The 22,410-nt window shown below is 29.9% G+C and carries 24 protein-coding genes; 7 read left to right on the top strand and 17 right to left on the bottom strand.

Annotated elements, in window-relative coordinates; all coding sequences use genetic code 11:
* Positions 1-2: 2 nt before the first annotated feature.
* The 6 genes from SY27_RS04280 (at position 3) to groL (ending at position 5,097) form a co-directional block, all read left to right on the top strand.
* Positions 3-1,268, top strand: a complete 1,266-nt coding sequence (locus tag SY27_RS04280) for a sigma-54-dependent Fis family transcriptional regulator (RefSeq protein ID WP_045967589.1) — start codon at positions 3-5, stop codon at positions 1,266-1,268.
* A complete protein-coding gene (gene lptE / locus SY27_RS04275) occupies positions 1,269-1,772 on the top strand; it encodes an LPS assembly lipoprotein LptE (protein ID WP_045967588.1) in 504 nt (167 codons plus the stop codon).
* Positions 1,773-1,797: 25 nt separating this feature from the next.
* Entirely contained in the window at positions 1,798-2,640 is an 843-nt protein-coding gene (locus SY27_RS04270; RefSeq protein WP_052705134.1) for a hypothetical protein, read from the top strand.
* Positions 2,641-3,009, top strand: coding sequence for a preprotein translocase subunit SecG (gene secG, locus SY27_RS04265; RefSeq protein WP_161794127.1), 369 nt, complete (start codon positions 2,641-2,643; stop codon positions 3,007-3,009). It begins immediately after the preceding gene.
* A 140-nt stretch (positions 3,010-3,149) separates the two neighbouring features.
* Positions 3,150-3,425: a co-chaperone GroES gene (gene groES / locus SY27_RS04260; protein WP_045967586.1), complete on the top strand. Its 276-nt coding sequence runs from the start codon at positions 3,150-3,152 to the stop codon at positions 3,423-3,425.
* Positions 3,426-3,471: 46 nt separating this feature from the next.
* Positions 3,472-5,097, top strand: a complete 1,626-nt coding sequence (groL, locus tag SY27_RS04255) for a chaperonin GroEL (RefSeq protein ID WP_045967585.1) — start codon at positions 3,472-3,474, stop codon at positions 5,095-5,097.
* Positions 5,098-5,182: 85 nt separating this feature from the next.
* Here groL and SY27_RS04250 read toward each other — a convergent pair whose 3' ends face one another.
* The 8 genes from SY27_RS04250 to xrtF all read right to left on the bottom strand — a co-directional run bounded on the left by SY27_RS04250 (position 5,183) and on the right by xrtF (position 12,555).
* Positions 5,183-5,932, bottom strand: a complete 750-nt coding sequence (locus SY27_RS04250) for a DUF2490 domain-containing protein (protein WP_045967584.1) — start codon at positions 5,930-5,932, stop codon at positions 5,183-5,185.
* Positions 5,933-6,252: 320 nt separating this feature from the next.
* Positions 6,253-6,594 carry a heavy-metal-associated domain-containing protein gene (locus tag SY27_RS04245; protein WP_045967583.1) on the bottom strand — a complete coding sequence of 114 codons (342 nt, stop codon included), beginning with the start codon at positions 6,592-6,594 and terminating at the stop codon, positions 6,253-6,255.
* Between the two features lie 20 nt (positions 6,595-6,614).
* Complete coding sequence (locus SY27_RS04240) at positions 6,615-8,855, bottom strand: TonB-dependent receptor (RefSeq protein ID WP_045967582.1); 2,241 nt, start codon at positions 8,853-8,855, stop codon at positions 6,615-6,617.
* 53 nt (positions 8,856-8,908) lie between these two features.
* Positions 8,909-9,316 (bottom strand): hypothetical protein, encoded by a 408-nt coding sequence (locus tag SY27_RS04235; RefSeq protein ID WP_045967581.1) that lies wholly within the window; start codon positions 9,314-9,316, stop codon positions 8,909-8,911.
* Positions 9,317-9,361: 45 nt separating this feature from the next.
* Positions 9,362-10,717, bottom strand: a complete 1,356-nt coding sequence (locus SY27_RS04230; RefSeq protein ID WP_045967580.1) for an MBL fold metallo-hydrolase RNA specificity domain-containing protein — start codon at positions 10,715-10,717, stop codon at positions 9,362-9,364.
* Between the two features lie 6 nt (positions 10,718-10,723).
* Positions 10,724-11,548 (bottom strand): restriction endonuclease, encoded by an 825-nt coding sequence (locus SY27_RS04225; RefSeq protein WP_045967579.1) that lies wholly within the window; start codon positions 11,546-11,548, stop codon positions 10,724-10,726.
* Positions 11,549-11,579: 31 nt separating this feature from the next.
* Entirely contained in the window at positions 11,580-12,023 is a 444-nt protein-coding gene (locus SY27_RS04220; RefSeq protein WP_045967578.1) for an exosortase F system-associated protein, read from the bottom strand.
* A complete protein-coding gene (gene xrtF / locus SY27_RS04215) occupies positions 12,004-12,555 on the bottom strand; it encodes an exosortase family protein XrtF (protein WP_045968260.1) in 552 nt (183 codons plus the stop codon). Before xrtF ends, SY27_RS04220 begins: the two co-directional genes overlap by 20 nt.
* Positions 12,556-12,626: 71 nt before the next feature.
* On the opposite strand from xrtF, the gene SY27_RS04210 reads away from it, so the two are divergent.
* The gene (locus SY27_RS04210) at positions 12,627-13,082 is read left to right on the top strand and encodes a GAF domain-containing protein (RefSeq protein ID WP_045967577.1); all 456 of its coding nucleotides are present in this window, start codon (positions 12,627-12,629) and stop codon (positions 13,080-13,082) included.
* Between the two features lie 39 nt (positions 13,083-13,121).
* Here SY27_RS04210 and SY27_RS04205 read toward each other — a convergent pair whose 3' ends face one another.
* The 9 genes from SY27_RS04205 to SY27_RS04165 form a co-directional block, all read right to left on the bottom strand.
* Entirely contained in the window at positions 13,122-14,804 is a 1,683-nt protein-coding gene (locus SY27_RS04205; RefSeq protein ID WP_045967576.1) for a T9SS type A sorting domain-containing protein, read from the bottom strand.
* A gap of 271 nt (positions 14,805-15,075) precedes the next feature.
* Positions 15,076-16,056 carry an OmpA family protein gene (locus tag SY27_RS18110; protein ID WP_052705132.1) on the bottom strand — a complete coding sequence of 327 codons (981 nt, stop codon included), beginning with the start codon at positions 16,054-16,056 and terminating at the stop codon, positions 15,076-15,078.
* Positions 16,046-16,945, bottom strand: coding sequence for an RHS repeat protein (locus tag SY27_RS04195; RefSeq protein ID WP_045967575.1), 900 nt, complete (start codon positions 16,943-16,945; stop codon positions 16,046-16,048). Before SY27_RS04195 ends, SY27_RS18110 begins: the two co-directional genes overlap by 11 nt.
* On the bottom strand, positions 16,945-17,547 hold the full coding sequence (locus SY27_RS04190) for a hypothetical protein (protein ID WP_045967574.1): 603 nt from the start codon (positions 17,545-17,547) through the stop codon (positions 16,945-16,947). The genes SY27_RS04195 and SY27_RS04190 overlap by 1 nt, the downstream gene beginning before the upstream one ends.
* Before the next feature lie 3 nt (positions 17,548-17,550).
* On the bottom strand, positions 17,551-18,690 hold the full coding sequence (locus tag SY27_RS04185) for a hypothetical protein (RefSeq protein ID WP_045967573.1): 1,140 nt from the start codon (positions 18,688-18,690) through the stop codon (positions 17,551-17,553).
* A 1-nt stretch (position 18,691) separates the two neighbouring features.
* Positions 18,692-20,032, bottom strand: coding sequence for a hypothetical protein (locus tag SY27_RS04180; protein ID WP_045967572.1), 1,341 nt, complete (start codon positions 20,030-20,032; stop codon positions 18,692-18,694).
* A gap of 22 nt (positions 20,033-20,054) precedes the next feature.
* Positions 20,055-20,792: a hypothetical protein gene (locus SY27_RS04175; RefSeq protein WP_045967571.1), complete on the bottom strand. Its 738-nt coding sequence runs from the start codon at positions 20,790-20,792 to the stop codon at positions 20,055-20,057.
* 18 nt (positions 20,793-20,810) lie between these two features.
* Entirely contained in the window at positions 20,811-21,431 is a 621-nt protein-coding gene (locus SY27_RS04170; RefSeq protein ID WP_045967570.1) for a hypothetical protein, read from the bottom strand.
* Positions 21,432-21,433: 2 nt separating this feature from the next.
* The gene (locus SY27_RS04165) at positions 21,434-22,321 is read right to left on the bottom strand and encodes a hypothetical protein (RefSeq protein WP_152640700.1); all 888 of its coding nucleotides are present in this window, start codon (positions 22,319-22,321) and stop codon (positions 21,434-21,436) included.
* Positions 22,322-22,410: the final 89 nt, after the last annotated feature.

Raw genomic sequence — 22,410 nt, 5'->3', positions numbered from 1 at the left:
TAATGGAAACAGTACAAGCCATAAAACAACGATTTGAAATCATTGGAAATGACCCAAAACTCAATCGTTCCATAGAAAAAGCTATTCAAGTTGCACCTACAGATATTTCTGTATTAGTAACAGGAGAAAGTGGTGTTGGTAAGGAAAGTATTCCTAAAATCATTCACTCACTATCACATAGAAAGCATGGAAAATACATTGCGGTCAATTGTGGAGCTATTCCAGAAGGAACTATTGATAGTGAACTTTTCGGGCATGAAAAAGGAGCTTTTACAGGAGCTACATCAACTCGAGAAGGATATTTTGAAGTAGCAGATGGCGGAACTATTTTCCTTGATGAAGTAGGAGAATTACCATTAACTACACAAGTTAGATTATTACGTGTACTTGAGAATGGTGAATTTATAAAAGTAGGTTCTTCACAAGTACAGAAAACAAATGTAAGAATTGTTGCGGCTACAAATGTTAACATGTTTGATGCTATTGAAAAAGGAAAATTTCGTGAAGACTTATATTATAGATTAAGTACAGTAGAAATATTACTCCCTCCTTTACGTGAAAGAAAAGATGATATTCATATTCTATTTCGTAAATTTTGTTCAGATTTTGCACATAAATACAAAATGCCACCTATTAAACTAACAAGCGAAGCCGTACAACATCTATTGAAATATAGATGGAATGGAAACATTCGTCAATTAAGAAATATTGCTGAACAAATTTCAGTTTTAGAAACAAATAGAGATATTAATTTACAAACATTACAGCATTATCTACCAACTGAAGGAAGTAATTTACCTTCAGTTATCAATACTAAAAAAAATGAAAATGATTTTAGTAATGAACGAGAAATTTTATATAAAGTTCTTTTTGACATGAAAGCAGATTTAAATGATCTGAAGAAATTGACACTAGAATTAATGCAAAATGGCACTACTAAAGTACAAGAAACAAACAAAAATTTGATTCAACGAATTTATGGTCAAAACGATGATACTGTACATTTTGAAAAAGAATCTAAAAATGAATTAATCCCTTTACAAAACCCTATTGATTCTGAAGTTTATGAAGACGATTTAGATGACGAAGACTATCTTTTTGCAGAAACAGTTGAAGAAGTTGAAGAAACATTAAGTCTTGAAGCTAAAGAAATTGAGCTAATTAAAAAATCATTAGAACGAAACAAAGGAAAACGTAAAGCTGCTGCTGACGAATTAGGAATATCTGAACGAACATTATATAGAAAAATTAAACAATACGATTTATAAATGAGGTCATTTTTAAAAATATTTGCTCTACTAACGTTATTTTCAATAAATAGTTGTAAATATTATAATTTCACAGGAGCGAAGCCGATAAATGCAGAGACATTTCAGGTGAATTATTTTCAGAACAATGCAGAACTAGTTGAACCTGGAATTGAAAGAACATTCACACTAGAACTTCAAGATATAATTCAAAGTCAAACTAATTTAAATTTAGTTCCACAAGGTGGTGATTTACTATATGAAGGTGAAATTGTTGATTATAGAATTTCTCCAATGACTGCAACTGCAGATCAACGTGCTGCTCAAAACAGACTAAATATAACTATCTTAGTTCGTTTTTCTAACAAAAATAATGAAGAAGACGATTTCGAAAAACGTTTCTCATTCTATCATGATTATCCTGCTAATGAACAAATGACAGGAAGCAGATTAACAACAGCATTAGATGAAATTTTTGAACGAATTACTCAAGATATTTTCAATGAATCACTAGCAAAGTGGTAAATTTCTATAAAAAACAAAAAATAAATTGAACACAAGCATCCTAACATATTTATTAAATAAGCCACAATTAATTGATGAAAAACAAACAATGGCGTTAGAAATTGCTTTACAGCAATTTCCATACTTTCAAAGTATAAGAGCATTACATCTGAAAGGTCTATTTAATCAAAATAGTTTTAGGTATAATTACGAATTAAAAAAAACGGCTGCGCACACAAATGATAGGAGTATCCTTTTTGATTTTATAACTTCTAATCATTTTACAACATTACAAAAAAACAACATTGAAGAACAAAGTGAGCCTATCAAAGAGTTTCCAGTTCTAGATAAAGATTCAAAAAAAGAAGAATTACTACAACATCAACCTGAAGCTAATCTTACAAATGTTGATCTAAAGAAAATTGAAAATACTGAAGAGGTTGAAAATGTAGAGCAATTTTTATCTCAAACTGAAGAAAAATTAGAGATAGGAAAACCTCTCGAATTTAATCAAAATGAAAAACACTCTTTTCAAGAATGGTTACAATTAACTAAATTTAGTCCTATTGAAAGAGAAAATGTTGAAGAAAATGAAATTTTAGATCCTGAAAAATTAAAAAAAATAGACATTATTGATCGTTTTATAGAATTAAATCCTAAAATTTCACCTGTTAAAACGACAACTCCCATACCTTCAAATATAAAGAAAAGTATAGAAGAACCAACACATTTAATGACTGAAACACTTGCCAAGGTATACTTAGAACAAAAAAAATATCTAAAAGCAATACAAGCATATGAAATTTTAATTTTGAAATATCCAGAAAAAAGTAGTTTCTTTGCAGACCGAATAAATGATATTAAAGATTTACAACAAAATAATAATTAGATTATGGGATTTACAGGTTTTTTAATTGCAATAACAATTGTTTGCTTTTTACTAATTTTAGCTATCATGGTACAGAATCCTAAAGGAGGAGGTTTATCTTCTTCATTTGGTGGTTCACAACAATTAGGTGGCGTACAAAAAACAACAGACTTTTTAGATAAAAGTACATGGACTTTAGGTGGAATTTTAATTGCACTTATTTTATTATCTACATTAGCATTTAATGGAGGCAGTACAAATGATTCAAAAATATTAGGTGACGATGAAATAAGCATCCCTACTACAACTGTCCCTGTTACTCCTGAAGCAACTACACAACCAGCTACAGAAGGAACAGCTCCTGCTAAAACAGAAGAAAAAACTAAATAGGTTACAAAACTATATTACATTACAAAATGCCAGCCTGTCAGTGCTGGCATTTTTACTTTAAGAAAAAATGGCACAAATACGATTTGGCATAATTTCTGAAATCATATTACAAGAAATAACTAATTAAAAAAACATTAAATATGTCATTAAACATTAAACCAATTTCAGATCGTGTCGTGATTGAGCCTATGGCAGCAGAAACAACAACTGCCTCAGGAATTATTATTCCAGATACTGCAAAAGAAAAACCGCAAAAAGGGATTGTTGTAGCAGTGGGTAATGGTAAAAAAGACTATACTATGACTGTTAAAACGGGAGATGTAGTACTTTATGGAAAGTATTCTGGCACAGAATTTAAATATGAAGGGAAAGATTTCCTTATTATGAGAGAAGATGAAATTTTTGCAATTCTTTAATCACTTCTAAGAAAAACTTTAAAAAACAATTTAAATAAAAAGAAAAATGGCAAAAGATATAAAATTTGATATAGAAGCACGTGATGGATTAAAACGTGGAGTAGATGCATTAGCAAACGCAGTAAAAGTAACATTAGGTCCAAAAGGAAGAAATGTTATAATTAGCAAATCATTTGGTGGGCCAACAGTAACTAAAGATGGTGTTTCAGTTGCAAAAGAAATAGAACTGCAAGATCCATTAGAAAACATGGGTGCTCAAATGGTTAAGGAAGTTGCTTCAAAAACAAATGATTTAGCTGGAGATGGAACAACAACTGCAACTGTACTAGCTCAAGCTATCGTAAAAGAAGGATTAAAAAACGTTGCTTCAGGTGCTAACCCTATGGATTTAAAAAGAGGAATTGACAAAGCTGTTGAAGCACTAGTAGCTGACTTAGGAAAACAAACTGTTGCTGTTGGAGATTCTTCAGAAAAAATCAAACAAGTAGCTTCAATTTCTGCAAATAACGATGAAACAATAGGAGAATTAATTGCTACTGCTTTTGGAAAAGTAGGGAAAGAAGGTGTTATCACTGTTGAAGAAGCAAAAGGAACTGATACTTACGTTGATGTTGTAGAAGGAATGCAATTTGATAGAGGTTTTCTTTCTCCATATTTTGTTACAAATGCAGATAAAATGATTGCAGAATTAGAAAATCCTTACATCTTATTATTTGACAAAAAAATATCAAATCTACAAGAATTACTACCAATATTAGAACCAGTTGCTCAATCAGGTCGTCCTTTATTAATTATTGCGGAAGATGTTGATGGACAAGCATTAGCTACATTAGTAGTAAATAAATTAAGAGGAGGCTTAAAGATTGCTGCTGTAAAAGCACCTGGATTTGGAGACAGAAGAAAAGCAATGTTAGAAGATATTGCTATTTTAACTGGAGGAACAGTTATTGCTGAGGAAAGTGGATACTCATTAGAAGCAACTACTCTAGACATGCTAGGTACTGCTGAAAATGTAACAATCGATAAAGACAACACTACAATTGTTAATGGCTCTGGTAATCCAGAAAACATTAAAGCAAGAGTAAACCAAATTAAAGCTCAAATTGAGACTACTACATCTGATTACGATAAAGAAAAACTACAAGAACGTTTAGCTAAACTAGCAGGTGGAGTTGCTGTATTATATGTTGGTGCTGCTTCTGAGGTAGAAATGAAAGAGAAAAAAGACAGAGTTGACGATGCATTACATGCTACTCGTGCAGCAGTTGAAGAAGGAATTGTTGCTGGTGGTGGAGTTGCATTAGTTAGAGCTAAAGATGCTTTAAAAAATATCAAAGCTGAAAACGCAGATGAAACAACTGGAATCCAAATTGTAAATAGAGCAATTGAAGCACCACTAAGAACAATTGTTGAAAATGCTGGTGGAGAAGGCTCTGTTGTTATTGCAAAAGTATTAGAAGGTAAAGATGATTTTGGGTTTAATGCTAAAACTGGAGAATATGTTCAAATGCTAAAAGCAGGAATCATTGATCCTAAGAAAGTAACGCGTGTAGCTCTTGAAAACGCTGCTTCTGTTGCTGGAATGATTTTAACCACAGAATGTGCTTTAATTGATATTAAAGAAGATACTCCTGCAATGCCAATGGGCGGAGGAATGCCTGGAATGATGTAATAATATCATAACTGATATCTATAAATCAAAAAAAACCGATTAGAAATTCTAATCGGTTTTTTTTAACAAATAACTAATAAGAGGTTTATAAATCAAAATTCCTTACAAATGTAGTCTGTAAAATAGGTGTTGAAATATAAATATTATTTCCAATAGCATCCCATTGATTCATATATCCTATTTGTAAATTTGTCTTTGAATTGAATTTATATCCAAAACCTAAATACAACCAATTTCGCGATAAACTTTTTAATGCTAATCCATCCGTTTGTGGCAACCAAAGCTCATCAAAACCATTAAAAAATAACTCTTTCCCATTTTCAAAAGTTTTAATTGGTGTACTTATAGTTATTCTATATCTAAATCTATTAGCATAATCTGTGCCCGTTTTATAGTAAGATCCTTCTGCGTCTACTCCTACTTTATCAAACCATCTATGTTCTTGTCTTAAACGGTGTTGAAAAAAAACCTTTCCTATATCGTGCTTTAATAAAACTTGCTCCCACATATTATTCTCTATTGCTCCAATTTTTGGACTTGGATTTGGATCGTTTGGCTTATTATTAATATAAGAATATCCAACGCTAAATTCAACATTTTTATTCAAATGGTAATCTACAGATGGACGCCATAAAAAAGTACCATGTTCATCTAAAAAAGCACCTGTACGCTCATGTAGTTCATTTGAAACACTCCATTTCGAATTTAAACTCAATCTATTTAGTATAGTAAACCATGTATTCACATCATCATGATGTATTATTTCTTGTGCAGAGGTTACTAAACTTGAACAAAACAAGATTGTTAAAATGGCTATTTTATTAACTTTTCCCATCTTTTATATTATTTTTTTACATAAAAAATCCCTATTGATAAGCAAATGGTTACCAACTAAAAATTTTAATTAAACTTTTGATTAATCTTTTCTAACTTTTCCTGAAAGTGGATATTTTTAAAACCGATTTAAAAATTCTCTAGCTTTACAAAATTAAAAAATTACCTTGACATCTATAGTTAAATTATAAAAAAAAGTAAGTTTTAGATTACAATGGTTTATTATCAACATTACTATTAGCATAAATGTCTCCTATAAAAAACACTGCCTCCAAAAAGCTGAGTACTATTTGGAAGCAGTTAAATCATCTGTAATTTATGTTATTCTCTTTTATATTGACAACAGCCGTGTAATTCTTCATACATTGCATCAGTTGTTTTAACTAAATCTGTGTCGTGTCCTACTTTTGCAATAGCTGTTGCTACATCTTCTTTTGTACATTTGTTTTCATCAAGAATTAAATGAATATCTTGACAATCAGAATGCCATTCGGCACTTTTTACTCCTTTAATAGAAAATGCTGCTTTCTCAATACGCTTTTCGCACATTTCACAATTACCTGCAACTTTTAATATTACTTTTTTATTTTTGCTTTTCTTCTCTTGAGAAAAACTTGCTAATGAAACCAATCCTACTAGCAAAAGCATAACTATTTTTTTCATTCTTTTTATTTTTAAGTTACTTATTTTATTTTAAATCGTAATCCTGCATAATACATTTGTCCGAAAACAGGTCCATATATCATACTACTGTCAAAATATGTACCAAAAGGGTTTTCAGCACTTACAATTGCATTATTTTGCTTATAATTTCCTAAATTTTCTCCACCAATATATACTTCAAAAGTGCCTGAAAATGTCCTTGTAATTTGTGCATTTACTACTGCAAATGAAGGAGCATATTCTACTAAACGATATTCTGGAATATTACTTGACGTATTTGGTAATCTTTGTTTTCCTAATAAGTTATATGTTGCATCAAATTTCCATTGTTGTCCTTTTTCTTTAATATGAGTTTCAAAAGATATATTTGTAAAAAAACGATGTTTTGCTTGCAAAGCTCTCTGCAATTGACCTGCTGCAAATTGAGTTTGAACATCATAATATTTATAAGCTGATTTTATATTGAAATGTTTAAAAGGCTCAATACTAAATTCTGCTTGAAACGAATTTGCAAAACTTTTTCCGTTCAAATTAGAAAATAAGACTTGTTGCGGACTAAAATCTAAATCTACTACTGCTTGGTTTTCAAAATCTGATCTATAGTAATCTAAAACAATTTCAGAATCAGCTCCAAATAATTTAAAAGATTGAATAAAACTTAATCCATAATTCCATGCAATCTCTGGGTTTAATCCATATAATTTTCCATCATTATTTAAAATTGAAAAATTACGAGATGATGCAAATAGTTGTTGATTTTCTGCAAAAATATTTGCAGCTCTCTTCCCTCTTCCTACTGAAGCTCTTACAACAGCTTCTTTCCACGGATTATATCTTATATGTAACCTAGGTGTAACAAAAGCTCCTAATCTATTATGATTATCTACACGTGCTCCAGCTACCAAACTAAAGTTATCCAAATTGTCATAAGTATATTCAAAAAAAGCACCTACTGAATTATCAATCCTTGAAAAATCTTTAGTAAAATTAACAGCTACTAATTCATCATAAGAATCGTAATTAAAATTTACTCCTGTAGCAAATTTATTTCTGGTATTGCTGATTATTGAATTAAATATTAAATTCGAATAATAACTTTTTTGATGAATATTATATTGATTTAAACCAAAATAAGATTCTTGTTTATGCGATTGAAATGAATTTTGGAAACCAATACTTTGATAAGGCATATCTGGAAAAACATATCCTATTTTATTTGAAAGTTCAATTTTTTCTGTATTAATTTCACTTCCCCATGCATTTGTTGTTAATCTGTCTAATTTTGGATTAAAATTAACTTGCCCTGATTGTTTTTCGTCTTTCATATAACGCAAATTAAGAAAACTTACAAACCCATTTTCTACATCATTATATTGCCAACGATTTAAAATATTAATCTGTTTCCCAATAGGATTATCCAAGAAACCATCATTGTTCATATCATTTTTACTCTGACGAGTATTTCCATGAACAAATAAAGTAGAACTTAATTTATCTGAATATTTTTGATTAAAATGCGTGTTCAATTCAAATCTACTATCTTGCGAACCGTAGACATTTAAGAAAAAAGGAATATCGTTGGATGGTTTTAAAATTTCATAATTAATTTGTCCCGAAATACTTTCATAGCCATTAATAACGCTTCCAGCTCCCTTTGTTATTTGAATACTTTCTACCCATGTTCCAGGAACGAATGATAATCCATAAGCTTGTGAAGCTCCACGAACTGAAGGAATATTTTCTTCTGCAATTAAAATATAAGGACTTGTTAATCCTAACATCTTAATTTGTTTATTTCCTGTTACTGCATCAGAAAAATTCACATCGATAGATGGGTTTGTACTAAAGCTTTCTGAAAGATTACAACAAGCCGCTTTTAGTAACTCTTTTTGCTCCATTGTATGAACATTAGTTACTTGAAATTTTGAATGCTCTGTGCTTTTTTTAGTTTTTGAAACGGTTACTTCATTCAATGTTGTTACAGCTTCTAGCTTTATAGTTATATTTTCAGTTGAAGTAATTTCAACTTTTTGTGTTTTATATCCAATATAACTAACTACTAAACTTGTTGTTTCATCTACTTTTTTAAGTGTAAAATTTCCGTTTATATCAGTTGTTGTTCCAACTGATGTGTTGATCCAAAATACATTGGCTCCTAATAATTCTTCATTATTCTCATCTATTATTTTTCCTTTAATTTCATCTTGTGCTTGAACAAATGAAACAAAAAACAATAGTAAAGCTGTTATTTTATTATACATTCATTTTATTTTAATATTTTTTATTCTCTTTTAAAGCTAAAAAAATATTAAAATTATGCATAGAACACTAGTTGACAATATAGTTTATAGAAAGGTGGTGCATTCGAATTGCAATAAGAAGAAGGAGATTCTTTTTTAACAAAATAAACACCTTTAAGATTCTCAAAAACTTCAGTAGTGTTTAGGGTATAATATTGTTGCACATCAAATTGAAAAATTTTAGTCAGAATATCATCTGATTTTTTTTCAACTTTTACAATTTCATCTAAGCAACAATTTTTAGAAGCTTCACTTGTAATGCAGCATGATTTTACTACTTCAACACATGATTCTTTTTCTTGAGTGCTTAATGAAATTCCTGCAATTTTGTTTTTACAATAATGTACATTAAAAGCCAATCCTAAATTGGAAAACAGGATAAAAAAGGCTAAAAATATTGATGTGCTTTTTCTAAATTGCATGGTGCAAAAGTATAAAAGTTTTTAATTTAAAAGGTTAAATTGTTACTAAATTTCTATAATTTGACCCAAATACGGAATCATACAATCTATCTTTTGTTTTTCCTCAATTTTCGATTGAAGTCCTTCAGCTGCATCGGATTCTCCGTGAACCAAAAATATTTTTTGAGGTTTTGCTTCCAAATCGGATAGCCAATTCAACAAATCACTTTGATCGCCATGCGCAGACAATCCGTCGATTAAATGAATTGCCGCTTCAACTGGATAATACTTACCATACATTTTTATTTCCTTTGCTCCTTCTAATAATTTTCGCCCTCGTGTTCCTTCTGCCTGATATCCAACCAAGGCAACTAAATTCTCTGGTTTCCCAATGTAACGTTCTAAATACGAAAGCACCCTTCCTCCTGTTATCATGCCACTAGCTGCAATAACAACTTTAGGTTGCTTATCATAAATTGTTTCTATCGTATCTTTAAAATTGGAAATAAGTGTAAACATTTTGCTCATTTCAACACACTCTTCATAATTTAACTTATGCCAATTTCTATATTCTTGAAAAACCTGCAACACACTTATTCCCATAGGCGTATCAATAATATAAGGAATATCTGGAATTCGATCCTGTTTTTTAAGTTGCCAAAGCAAGTACATTACTGTTTGAACACGTTCCACTGCAAAACTTGGTATTATAACATTTCCGCCCCTTACGAAAGTGTTATTGATAAAAATTTCCAAATCAAAAAGCGGATTACTATTAGTATGCAAACGATTACCATAAGTACTTTCTAAAAAAACATAATCTGCTTTTTTAGGTTTTACAGGCGGATAAAGTAAAACATCATCGTCTTGACCAATATCTCCCGAAAATACAAGTGTTTTTTCTTCAACTTGAAGCGAAACGGAACAGGCTCCTAAAATATGAGACGCATAAAAAAAAGAAAACGAAAAACCTTCCTTTAAAACTACTGTGATATCTTTTTCAACAACTCGAAGCAATGGAAAAACGAGCTCTGCATCTTTAACGGTATACAACGGAAGTGCTGGATTATGTTTCGAATAAAGCTCCTCATTTGCTTTCTCGGCTTCTTCTTCTTGAATTTTAGCGCTATCCAATAAAATCAGTTTTGTAATTTCTTTAGTTGGGGCTGTACAAAATATTTTACCGCTAAAACCATCGGCAACTAATTTTGGTAACCATCCGCAATGATCCAAATGCCCGTGCGTTAGAATTACAAAATCAATCGCTTCAGGATTAAATGATAATGGCTCTCTATTTAAATTACGCAATTCTTTTAACCCTTGAAAAAGACCGCAATCTATTAAAACGGTACCCTTTTCAGATTCGATTATAATTTTGGAACCTGTAACCGTTCCGGCCGCTCCTAAAAAATGTACTTTCATAAATTATTAACTTAAAAGTTGTTGACACTCATTTAACACCTTTTTTATTCTTGATTGACTCAATTTTAATTTAGCAAATCCGTTTTCATGATGGACTAAATTATATACTGTTAGAATTTCCTGCAACAATAAAATTTCTTTCTCAGCTATTGTTAACGTAGTTAAACATGTAATTGGGTAGACTTTAAATTGAGTAACCAATTCTTTCAATCCATTTCCCATTGGATAATCCCAACTTAAAAGATTTAACCCCGAACACTCTCCAAATTTTATAGCTTCAGATGTAAACCTATTATTGGTAACAATCCAACATTTTGTAATTTTTTCATCTTCAGAAAAAAAACTATGATTAACACTTTTTAAATCATTAAATCGGGATAAAATATACATTGGAACTTTAACATCTGTTTTCACTTCCTTGCTGCCATGAAACTTACATTCAACCATTGCCACATGATTATTTTTTTTAACCACAACATCAAGTTCATGAGATATACAAGCTCCTTCAACCTCTACATTGGTTTTGGTTTGATATCCTTGCAACTCAAAAATCCTAGCTATAAATTTTTCAAAATAAAATCCAGCAGGTCCTAATGCCATAATTCCATTTTTTAAATTATAGCGCGCTGCATGTCCTTTTGAATAATTTTTTAATTTTAAATATGCTAAACGGAAAACTTTTTGAGACGAAATACCATCATATAATTGCAGTTTTATATCGTCAATTATATGATTTGCAGTTTCTTTTGTAGCTCCAGAAGCAATTAGCGAACGAATTAATTTTTCTGTATCGAATTGTACTATTTCTCCAGACTTCTTTTTAATTCTCATAATCGAAAGGATAAAACACTAAGGTAGTGATTTATTTGATTACTTTGTTATAGTAAAATGCAGGAATAAAAAGTATTAAAAATAAAGGTTGGATTAAAAATCGTCTTACATAAAACAACATTAGATAATTAGGTTTTGCATCAAACATCAAAATACTAAAAAAGATGAGTATTAAAATTACAAATAACCAAAAGTATAACCACGAAGAAAAAACAACTATTTTTTTCTGTTTAAATAATAAATAGAGAATTGATAGTGAAAGTATTGTATTAAGCGTATATCTAATTAATAGATTTAAAAACAATTTTAAAGTATTAAATTCAGGTAATTCTTTTTTATGATATTCCGATTTAAAAAATGACAAAAAGGGATCGTAAAATAGTGTTCTTTCAAATGTTCTAATCATCACTATGAAAAGTAACAAAATAAATAACCACAATATTTTTTTTTTATCTTTAAACAGTTCTTTTACCATTTTCTGAAAATTTTGTTACCCAAAAAAACCATAATAAAAACATGATACCATAGATTATGAGCGGAAATATTGTTCCATGAAGAAATTCTTTATATTCTGGATAATGATACAATGCATAAACTAAAAAAGCAATTCTTATAATGTTTAAAACATGAAGAAGTACAAGTCCAATTATAATATAAGTAATTGTTCTAATAAAACTTGTAGAAAATGCAAAAACAAAAGAAACAAACAATATCATTACACTTATTGCATTACAACCTTCAACAACCCTTGCAACAAATTTTCCGTTGTATATTAATCTTACAAATGGTTCTTGTTGTTTTTCTATAATTTGACAATCAAAGTTAAAAAAATGCATTAAAGCATACACTTGTTTAGCTACACTTTTAGTAAATCCGTCTACTTCATTTAAATCTACGTTAAATTGATTTAAATAAAGTGCATACAAAAAAGCAGAAACTACATAGAAGAGTAAAAACTTTATTAAAAAAATAAAGAAAAATCGATATTGCGAAAAAAGTAACTTCAAAGGAGTAATTTTTAACAAAAATATGTATTTTTTGATAGCGAAGATTAAATACTTTTGTAAAAAAATAAATTATGTCATTTGAAACTTTAAAACCTCAAGTAATTAATATAATAGAGAATTCCGATTTTTCTCGCGATGATAAATTAAAGCGTATTTGCCAACTTCTTCAGGATAATATATCTTATTACAACTGGGTTGGTTTTTACTTTGCCAATCATGATACTAAAACATTACATCTTGGACCATATGTTGGAGCAGAAACAGATCATACTGTAATTCCTTTCGGAAAAGGAATATGCGGACAAGTTGCTGAATCAAATGCTAATTTTGTTGTACCAGATGTTGCTGCACAAGACAATTATATAGCTTGTAGTTTTACAGTAAAGTCTGAAATTGTGGTACCTTTATTTGTAAACGGACAAAACATAGGACAAATAGATATTGACTCTCACGTTATTGATCCTTTTACTGAAGCTGACGAGCGTTTTTTAGAATTTGTGAATGAGCAAGTAGCTACTTTATATTAAAAAACAAATCCTGCTTTTTAGCAGGATTTGTTTTTTAAACTATTCTTTTATAATCTTTTTTACATATACCTTCTGACTTGCACTTGCTGTCATCTTTAAAATATAAATACCCGAAGCATATTCTTCAAAGCTTATTCTTTTTTGGTTTTTCAAATTCAACAATTCTTTCCCTGAAATATCAAATAATTGTATTTGAAAATCATCCAAATCAGTACTAAAAGTAATAAAATCAGTTGTTGGATTTGGATAAATAGTAATTTTATCCTCTGAAGTAAAATCTTCACTTGATAAAATGCTGTCTGTAATTTTCCAAAGTTCAACACCTTGTGTAGGGTAATTTCCACCAAAATAAATTTCATTATTGTAAACTATAGGTTGAAAAGCTGTAACTCCTGTTGGTACATTTAATGCTCCAGTATTTGTCAGTTGTTGAGTACCCGAATTTGTGCCATCAGTTACCCAAATTTGCTGAACATTATGTTCAAAAATAAGTTTGTTATTTAACACTGTGAATTTTTTATCTTGAACAGAAAAATTAGGAGATTCATTATTAAGAGAACTGGTATTAATTACTTTTATAGTTCCATTTTCTGTGCCATCCGTTTTCCATATTTCAAATTGATTTGCACCAGCTGTGCCATCTTGAGCTGCCAAGTATAATTCATTATTTAGCATAAAAAAAGGATTATTTGAACCAATGCCACTATTCAAATTTCCTGGATAAATATCTTTTATTCTATCCCAACCATTAGTATTTGAATATTTATACAATTCGTTTCCTGTTATCTGATTTAAACCCACATCATACCCTCTTGCAGCAAAATACAATTCATTATTAAATTCGATAAAATAATCTGGATTGCTTCCTTTTCCAAAAGAAGGATTTAAAGTATTAGGAAAAATATCAGCCACCATTGTTGTACCTACAGCTGTACCATCAGTTCTCCAAAGTTCTCTACCATTTGTTCCATCATCAGCCGAAAAAAACAAATAGCCATCATAAACAAAAAGATTATTTGGACTAGAACCAGCAGCCAAGTTAGCCGCTGTTGAAGGATTAATTTCTAAAAACAACCCCGTTCCAGAAGAGGTTCCATCTGTTACGTATAATTCTGGATTTTGTCCAGCTGTACTATACGCTAAAAAATAAATTTTATCATTATAGGTTACCATAGGAGTTCCACCACCTGCAAAAATTGGATCTATTATCTTTACAGTTCCAGCAGGCGTTCCATTGGTTTTCCAAAGTGAAGATGGTCCAGAAGCTTCTCTCGCCCAAAAGTATAATTCACCATTCAATTCTGCATAAAAATCTGGATTATCGGAAACATCAGAGCCATTCGGACCAGGATAAATATCCAATAATACTGTAGTACCACCAGCTGTTCCATCTGTAATAAAAAGCTCCATCCCATGGGCTTGTGAAGAAGCATGAAATACTAATTTATTATTAATAACTTTTAACGGTTTTGGGTTATAACCCACTCCATTTCCATTTAAGTCAGACACTAGAGTAGCTCCTGATCCAGTGGTTTTATACAATCTTTGTTGAAAACTAATAGAAGCATTGAAAAATAATTCTCCATTATATTCCATAAAATACCTAGGACTACTACCATTACTTCCCGTATTAATTTCAGCAACCTGTGTAAACTGATATTGTGCTACACTTAATTGGCTGAGCCAAAAGAATGCAATTAATATGTATATTTTTTTATTCATGATTTTTTTGTTTTATGACTATTTCTAGTTGATCTTTTTTTTTACAATTTTATAAGAGAGGATTTATATCTTTTATCATTCCGAAATTATACTGAGCATTTAACAGATAACTGATTAATAAAAGAAAAACATGTAATAAAGTAATTTTTTTAATTTTCATATATAAAGATTTTAATTGTTTTAATCCATTTTTTAGCATAAAAAATGGGTTCACTTTATTCATTGGTAGAAAACCAATTAAAATGTAAACCCAAAAACAAAAAAATCTATTTTATTTCTTTTTTAAAACAATTTCCACTCTTCTATTTTTCATTCTTCCTTCTTCTGTTTCATTAGAAGCTATAGGACATACTGGTCCAACTCCTAAAGGTGTTAAACGTGTACCAAAATCACCATAATTATTCATCAATGCACTTACAACTGCTCCTGCTCTATCTTCTGACAATTGTAAATTGACATCTAAAGAACCTACATCATCAGTATGTCCTACAATATATATTCTAGCTTTCGGATTCTGATTTAGATAGTCTCCAACCTTTTCAATTACCGTAAAAGAACTTTGCTTTAATGTTACTTTTCCTGTGTCAAATAAAATCCCATCTAATATTAATTTTCCTTCTCTTTCTAATTTATCCTTAATCACGTCTGCATTAATAGTAATTAAACCACTTTGAAGTACTTCTTGCTCAATTACTTCCACACACACTTTAACTGGTTTACCATCATAAGTAGGTGTCATTCCAATTTCAACATAATAAACTTTATCAGAGGTAGTTATTTTACCTACTATATACCGTTGTGATACATGATAGGTTCCAAAATCATAATAGTGTGAAATTTCTCCATTACTTTGACGATTCTCTTTACCGTAGACTTTCTCAAAAAACTTAGCACTATACCATGCGGTTGTACCATCGCATTCACCTCCTTTACATTGGAACAAAATTTCAGCATTACTAGCTTTAAAAGCATCTTGATAATTTTTCATTACCTCAACTGTAGATTTACCCAAAGGAATTTCGTAAACAATTGAAGTTTGATGCCCTGCAACCTCTAACCATTTTTGGGGTTCTTTTTCTGGTTTTGCAGGTTTTATGGCAAATTTTAATTCGTTATAGTCTTTTTGGAAATAATATACAATCTTAGAACCAGGATAACGTGTCACCAATTCATGATCATTTGCTTTTTCAATATCTTGTCCAAATACCGTAAAACAAGATAAGAACAGTAATAGTAAAAATTTAGTTTTCATAAGTGTAGCTTGTTGATTCAGATGTAGTACTACCATTGTATATTGTGGTTGTAGTAAACGACATTACTTTGTTGTCTTCTAAAGTATAATTCATTGTTACATCAAAAATAGGTTGGGTCGTATTATTCGCGTTATACTCTTTAATGGACTTAATATTATATTCTGATAAAATATAAATGTTGTTGTAATCGGTATATGAAAAAACACGACTAAAAAAAGGATAGATGTCAATCGGAGAGAAAAGCAATTGATCAAAATCCATTTGTTCTTTAAAGAATTGATAAACAGAATTTTTATGCGATTCATACTGATATTCAGCATAAGATATTATTACATAAGGATCTGTTGGATTACCTGTTCCTAATTTATCAACTCTAATAATCCTATTTAAATCATCATAAGTATAAGAAACACGAGTAAGCTCTTCATTATTTGTAATGCTAGCAATTCTACCATTTACATCATATGTTATTAAAAGCCTGTTTTGAATACTTCCATCATAAAATTCCAACTCTGTAATTTTAAAATTGTTATATATCAAATCAGTTTCATAAGTATCGACTTTTATTTTATTAAGCGAAAAATCGGGAGCCTGAGAGTATATGTATTCAATTTCACTAGGCTGATTTACTACATCAAACAAAGAAATTTTTCCATTGCTAGTATACGTTATAGTATAATTTTGACCAAAACGATTTACTCCAGAAATCCATTTTCCTGAATCACCATAATTAAAAGTGGTTGTATTTGTTGTTGCTCCTTGCGAAGAAGTAATGCTCTTAAGTTTCTTTTCTGGTATTTCTACTAGTGTTGCTTCATCATCTTTTGAACAGGAAGCCATAATAATTAAGCATAAAATTATTATTGATTTTAATTTATTTTTTATCATTATATTTTTTGTTTTATGTCTTTACCAACTTGTATTAATTTTACTTTTATCTCCTCTTGATTTACGATTGCAGAAGTATTAAATAGTATTTCAATTAGATACATATCATTTACATGGAATTTAATTTTTTGAACATTTTGAACTTCAGATTCAGCCCAATGATATGCATTTTCTCCAAAGCCTCCAATTGGTGTTGGTTTTATAATTTGTTGCTTGGTACCCATTACTCCTTTTTCTAAATCCATTCGCAACATATTGGAAAACTTACGAGGCATCTCGTTAATTTCAAGATTAGAAGAAATCGTAATCATGATTTGACTCGCTTTACTAACCTCATTTGGATCGTTCCAAATAAATTCACATCTGTTGGTATCTGGATAAGGGTTTCTAGCATAACTTTCAATTGTTGCAGTATCTACTCCAAAAGCTAAAGCAATATCATCCATAGAAACTAAATCACAAGGATTGATTAAAACTACTTTTTCCGAAACTACATTTTCTGTTGTCACTTCATTACTATTTATCTCTTCTTTACTATTTTCTTTTTTAGTAGTACAGCTAATTAGCAATACTACTACTATTACATTTATTATATTTTTCATTTTTTATAATTTATCAACTGTATATGTAATTCTAAACGTGTTGTCTCCATTTACAATTATAAAATAGTTGGGTTTACCCATTTTTACATCTTTAATAAAAATCGATCTTTGGTGAAAACCAAAGTTAATATCTTGTCTCAAATTTTTTTCTTCTTTTAAATTACATTGTACATTTACTTGTAACTCTTGATTGGCTAATTCTCCTTTAATTAAATAGTATCGCTCCTTATTAATCGCTTTTTTACCTAAATAAAAAATAGCATCATCAAAAACATCATTGTATCTTGTACCTGCATTTTGCTTCACATCAAACGTATCAGAACCACCACTATAATCCCAAATTCTAGCTGGGTAATTTTTAATTGATGGTATATCAATAGTTCCAGATTTGCTTTTTCCATATATTCTAACTCCAATTGCTCCATAAAGTTGAATAGTACTTGCTAATTGTGATCTTCCAATACATGTAGTTTGCATATCAATCACATTAATTCTATAAAGACCCGCATATGGAGAATCATCACACAAATTTGATTTTATAGCTTTGGTACCATTCCATTTATCCGTTAGAGAAGTATTCCAACTCCATTTTCCTTTAAATGAGTTACATTCCATGGTAAATTCAAAATTTCCTTTACTTCCATTATTTGTAAAAGTCCCTATAAGTTTGTCGCCAACAACAGTTGCTTCTATGTAACCAAGATTTCTATATTTCCCTTTAACCTTATTTCCAGTTTGTTCTAAAACGATTTTACCAAAATCAGTATTCCAAATGCCACTCCAAATAGCGGATTTGTTAGAAGTAGATGACTTATCATATATCATTTCTCCATTCCAATCACCACCAGACAAGGAAGTATTCCAACCCCATTTTCCAAAAAATTTATTGGACAGAAAACTCCATTTGAACGAACCCCATTTGTTATCACCATGAGCGAATGTTCCAACTAAATAGGCTTGATTAGTAAATTTATCCGTTACAAATTTACCCACGACAGTACCTCTTTCTCCATAATCACCGTAAACAATCGAATCTTCTTGAATTAATTTTACTATACCAAAATCAGTCCTATAAGTACCATCAACTTGAGCATAGCAGAATTGAATTAAAAAGAGAACAATAACTATTTTTATTTTTTTCATTTTATTCGTTTTTTTCAATTTTAAAACCTATTGCTATCCAATTATCTTTGTCTTTTTTATTTGCTAAATAATATTGCTTACCAAACTCGATGTCTTTTATTTTTATACTTCTTTGTTTCCAACCAAATTTATAATCTGGTCTACCTGTTAATTTTTGTGTAACATCCATTTGGACATTCACTTCTAAATTTTCATTGGCTAAGTCCCCTTTTATATCAAATTCAATAATTCTATCGATATTGTAATACATATTAGAATCTGAAACTTTTATCAATTCATATATGCTTTCAGAATTTTTATTACTGCTATCTTCATTATTCAGAGCACTATTTTGTTTCAGTTTAACAGGATCTGAGGAAGAAATATCCCATAGTCTTGGTTTCTTATTTCCAATAGCTTTAATTTCAACATTACTTGAAGTTGATTTTCCATACATTCGAACACCAGCTGTACCAAAAACATCTACATTCGAAGTTAAAGGATTATCTAAATCATAAAAAAAAGTGTCAATATCAGCTTTTATATGTGTAAGTGTTATTCTATATCTTCCCTCATAATCTTTTTTCGTTTTTATACTGCTACTTGGATTACTTAATCCTTGTGAAACTGTTGTTAAGCCTCCAGTAGCTTTTGTGTAATTTGTAGTCGATGTACTATTTCCACCTGTCAAAGAAGTAAATTCAGCTACAGTCATCGGTTTTAGGAATTTAGCAGAAAATTTAACTTTTTCAGCAGTATTCACTTTTCCTATTTCACCATACCAAACGGTTATATTCTCACTATTTTCCGATTTTATATAACTTTTATAAAGATTGTATTGTGTATTTCCATTATAAAAAGAACCATAAGCTACCGTTTTCAAATCAGTATCGAGCTTGGCTGTAAACGATTTTCCATCTTCAAACTTGCCTTCTAAATTGAATCCTTTTTGCTGCAAATTAAGTTTTTTGGTAAATCCGTTAGGATACGATTTAAACTCATACTGCCCAGACCATTTGTCCATTTTCAGACTTGGAAATGCATCCGATTTTAATGTTCCTGTCCAATTGCCTCTATTGGTAGTTTCTCCTTGCCATCTCCATTCTCCTGTGAAGGATTTATTATCTGAAGCCAATTTGAAGTAAAACTCCCCTACTTTTCCATTATTGGTAAACTTCCCATTAATGGTATAACCTGATTGTATGGCATCAATTATACCTATTGAAGAGTAATCTCCGTAAACTATTGGTCCTTCATGAATAAGTTTTACTTCTCCAAAGGAAGTATTCCAAGTTCCTGTAAAATTTTGTGCTTGTACTAGTATTACAAACAAAAAAGTAATTATTGTTGTGATTTTTTTCATTTTGCTTTCAGTATGAAATAAATTAATAAATGATTATTACATCGGCAATTTTTAGCTGAGTACTAGTATTTATCATAGCATAATACGTTAGACTACCGCTTTCAGATTCATTCGTAATAGTATAATTTTCACCACTAAAAAATAGTGATGATGCAGCATTTCTATCGAAAAACAAAAAATCTCCATTGGATAAAAAAGATGAAATAAATGCGAATAATTTATCTTGATTTGCGTAGATACCTCTAATACTTGGCACTATGTTTTTAGAAAATACAGAGACATTATTTGAAGAAACTCCTATCAAATTCTGATTTTCTCCATAGATGAGGGTTCCTGAATCTGTTCCATTGGAATAGTCATAAGTGCCATTAGTATTATTATAAGTTAAACCATATGGTTCATTTTGTCCAGATATTGAAACAGTAGCGTTCTCTCCATTATAAGTAACAGTAATAATTTTAGCAACATTACCAAATGTTTGAGTAATTTGAGAAACTTTTTTATCTGCATTGTAATTGATTGTTCTGTTCTTAACACCATCAACATCGGTTATTTTCATAGCTGATAGTAAACTATTTTCATTATAACTAAACTCATACAAAGTAGTTGTTGTTATGTTGCCTTGCTCTGAATATGTATTAAGTATTACTTTTTTAGCATTTCCTAAGGTTTCTTGTTGTGGAGTAGCATCATCATCTTTAGAACAAGAAATCAAAGAAAAAACAGACACAACTAATAAGGTTAAAATATTATTTTTCATTTTTATTTTTTTAAATTTTTAATAGAATAAATCTTCTTTTTTCACTTGAATAAAATTCATAACAGGATATTTACAAACAATTTTTCCTTGTATAGGTTTCCAATTTTCAGGTTTATTAGTATCTAAAAAATTCCCTGCCTTTCCAGAAAATTCAATTATAACTTCATCTTGATTTAATTTTGCTATAGTTGCTTCTCCTTCTAATAAAGTGTATGCAAATCCATTTTCCTTTGCCATAGTAACACTTACTACCGTTCCATTAGCATCTCTAGGATCTAGTTTTCCTTCTTCGTTTTTGCCTGAAATAGGCTTTACATCAAGCATATTTTTTAAACCTGAAAAAGAGATGTTAATTTTAGCATCATCACTATCTATAGAAAAAACCATCATCTGTTTTCCCGCTGTATTCATAATGGCTTTAAAATTTTCTTCAGTAGTAAAAAGAGGCTTATCATCATAGGTAATTTCAATTTTAGCTTGATTCTGATTAGCTCTTTCAATATTCTCAGAAGCGACACCTACTTGATCTAAAGTTTTTTCTATTACAGAATTAGTAACACTTTCAGTCGCTTTGTCTTTAGCGTCTTGACAACTTATATTAAATTGCATTGCAATTAGTAGTAAACTGATTTTTTTCATTATTATAATTTTTGGATAGTAAACAAACTCATATTTATCATTCTTACTTTTTCCTCTAAAGCAATTACCTTCATGGAACTTTGTTTTTTAGATTGTCTATTAAAAAAAGTCATTTCCATTACATAACCATAGTCTGTATTTAACAGTTGCATTGGGTTTTCTTCTTTCTTTTTAGAGAATAACTTAGACATTCCTCTTAAATAATCTTGGTATTCAAATTTAACATCTGGAGCATACCAAGCATTAATTCGGCCTTCATCATAAATAATATTGTATTCATGACATGTATATCCATTCATCATTTTAGTTTTCCCTGTTTTCTTAACTGATGGTACAACATCTGAGGCTTCTTGACTAGAAATGTCTTGATTACCCATCATTTTTTCCATCCATTCTAAAGACATTACCTGAGCAGTTCCATTAGAAATATTTAACATAATTGCAGATTGATTCTTCATATCAATGATAAAAGGATCTCCATTTTTTTCCATTTCTGTAATCAAAGCCTCTTTGCCATATCCTTGTTTCATAGTTGTTTTTTTACTATTAGCAGTTACATCTTCTACTTCAATAGTGGCAGTTACAGGAAAAACATATTTGGGTTCATGAGTAGCATTTCCCATTTGAGCAATCATTTCTTGCGTATCAACATTTGATTCTTTACTTGCTTTTTTCTGTTTTCTTTGTTTTTTCTTCGATATTTTTTTAGGAGCTTCAAAAATAGTATCTACAGTAGCTTCTGTAGTTTGATTAATTTTCTCATCTGTTTTTCTTTCCAAAGCACGTTCCATAGACTGTTGGGCTTTGTCTTGTAATTTTTTAAAAAACTGAGCATTAATGGTATGACTAAAAAATAAAGTCATTAGTAGTGTCAAACAAAAATGTTTCATGAGTTATAGATTTTAAATGTTTATTGCTCATTTGTAGAAAAAAAACAAAAAGGTAAACCCATAAATATTATTTTTGTTTTAAAGTTTAC

The sequence above is a fragment of the Flavobacterium sp. 316 genome (assembly GCF_000967805.1).
Lineage (GTDB): Bacteria > Bacteroidota > Bacteroidia > Flavobacteriales > Flavobacteriaceae > Flavobacterium > Flavobacterium sediminilitoris.
Note: the sequence above shows the minus strand (reverse complement) of the source record. Positions and strands in the feature narration are given on the sequence as shown.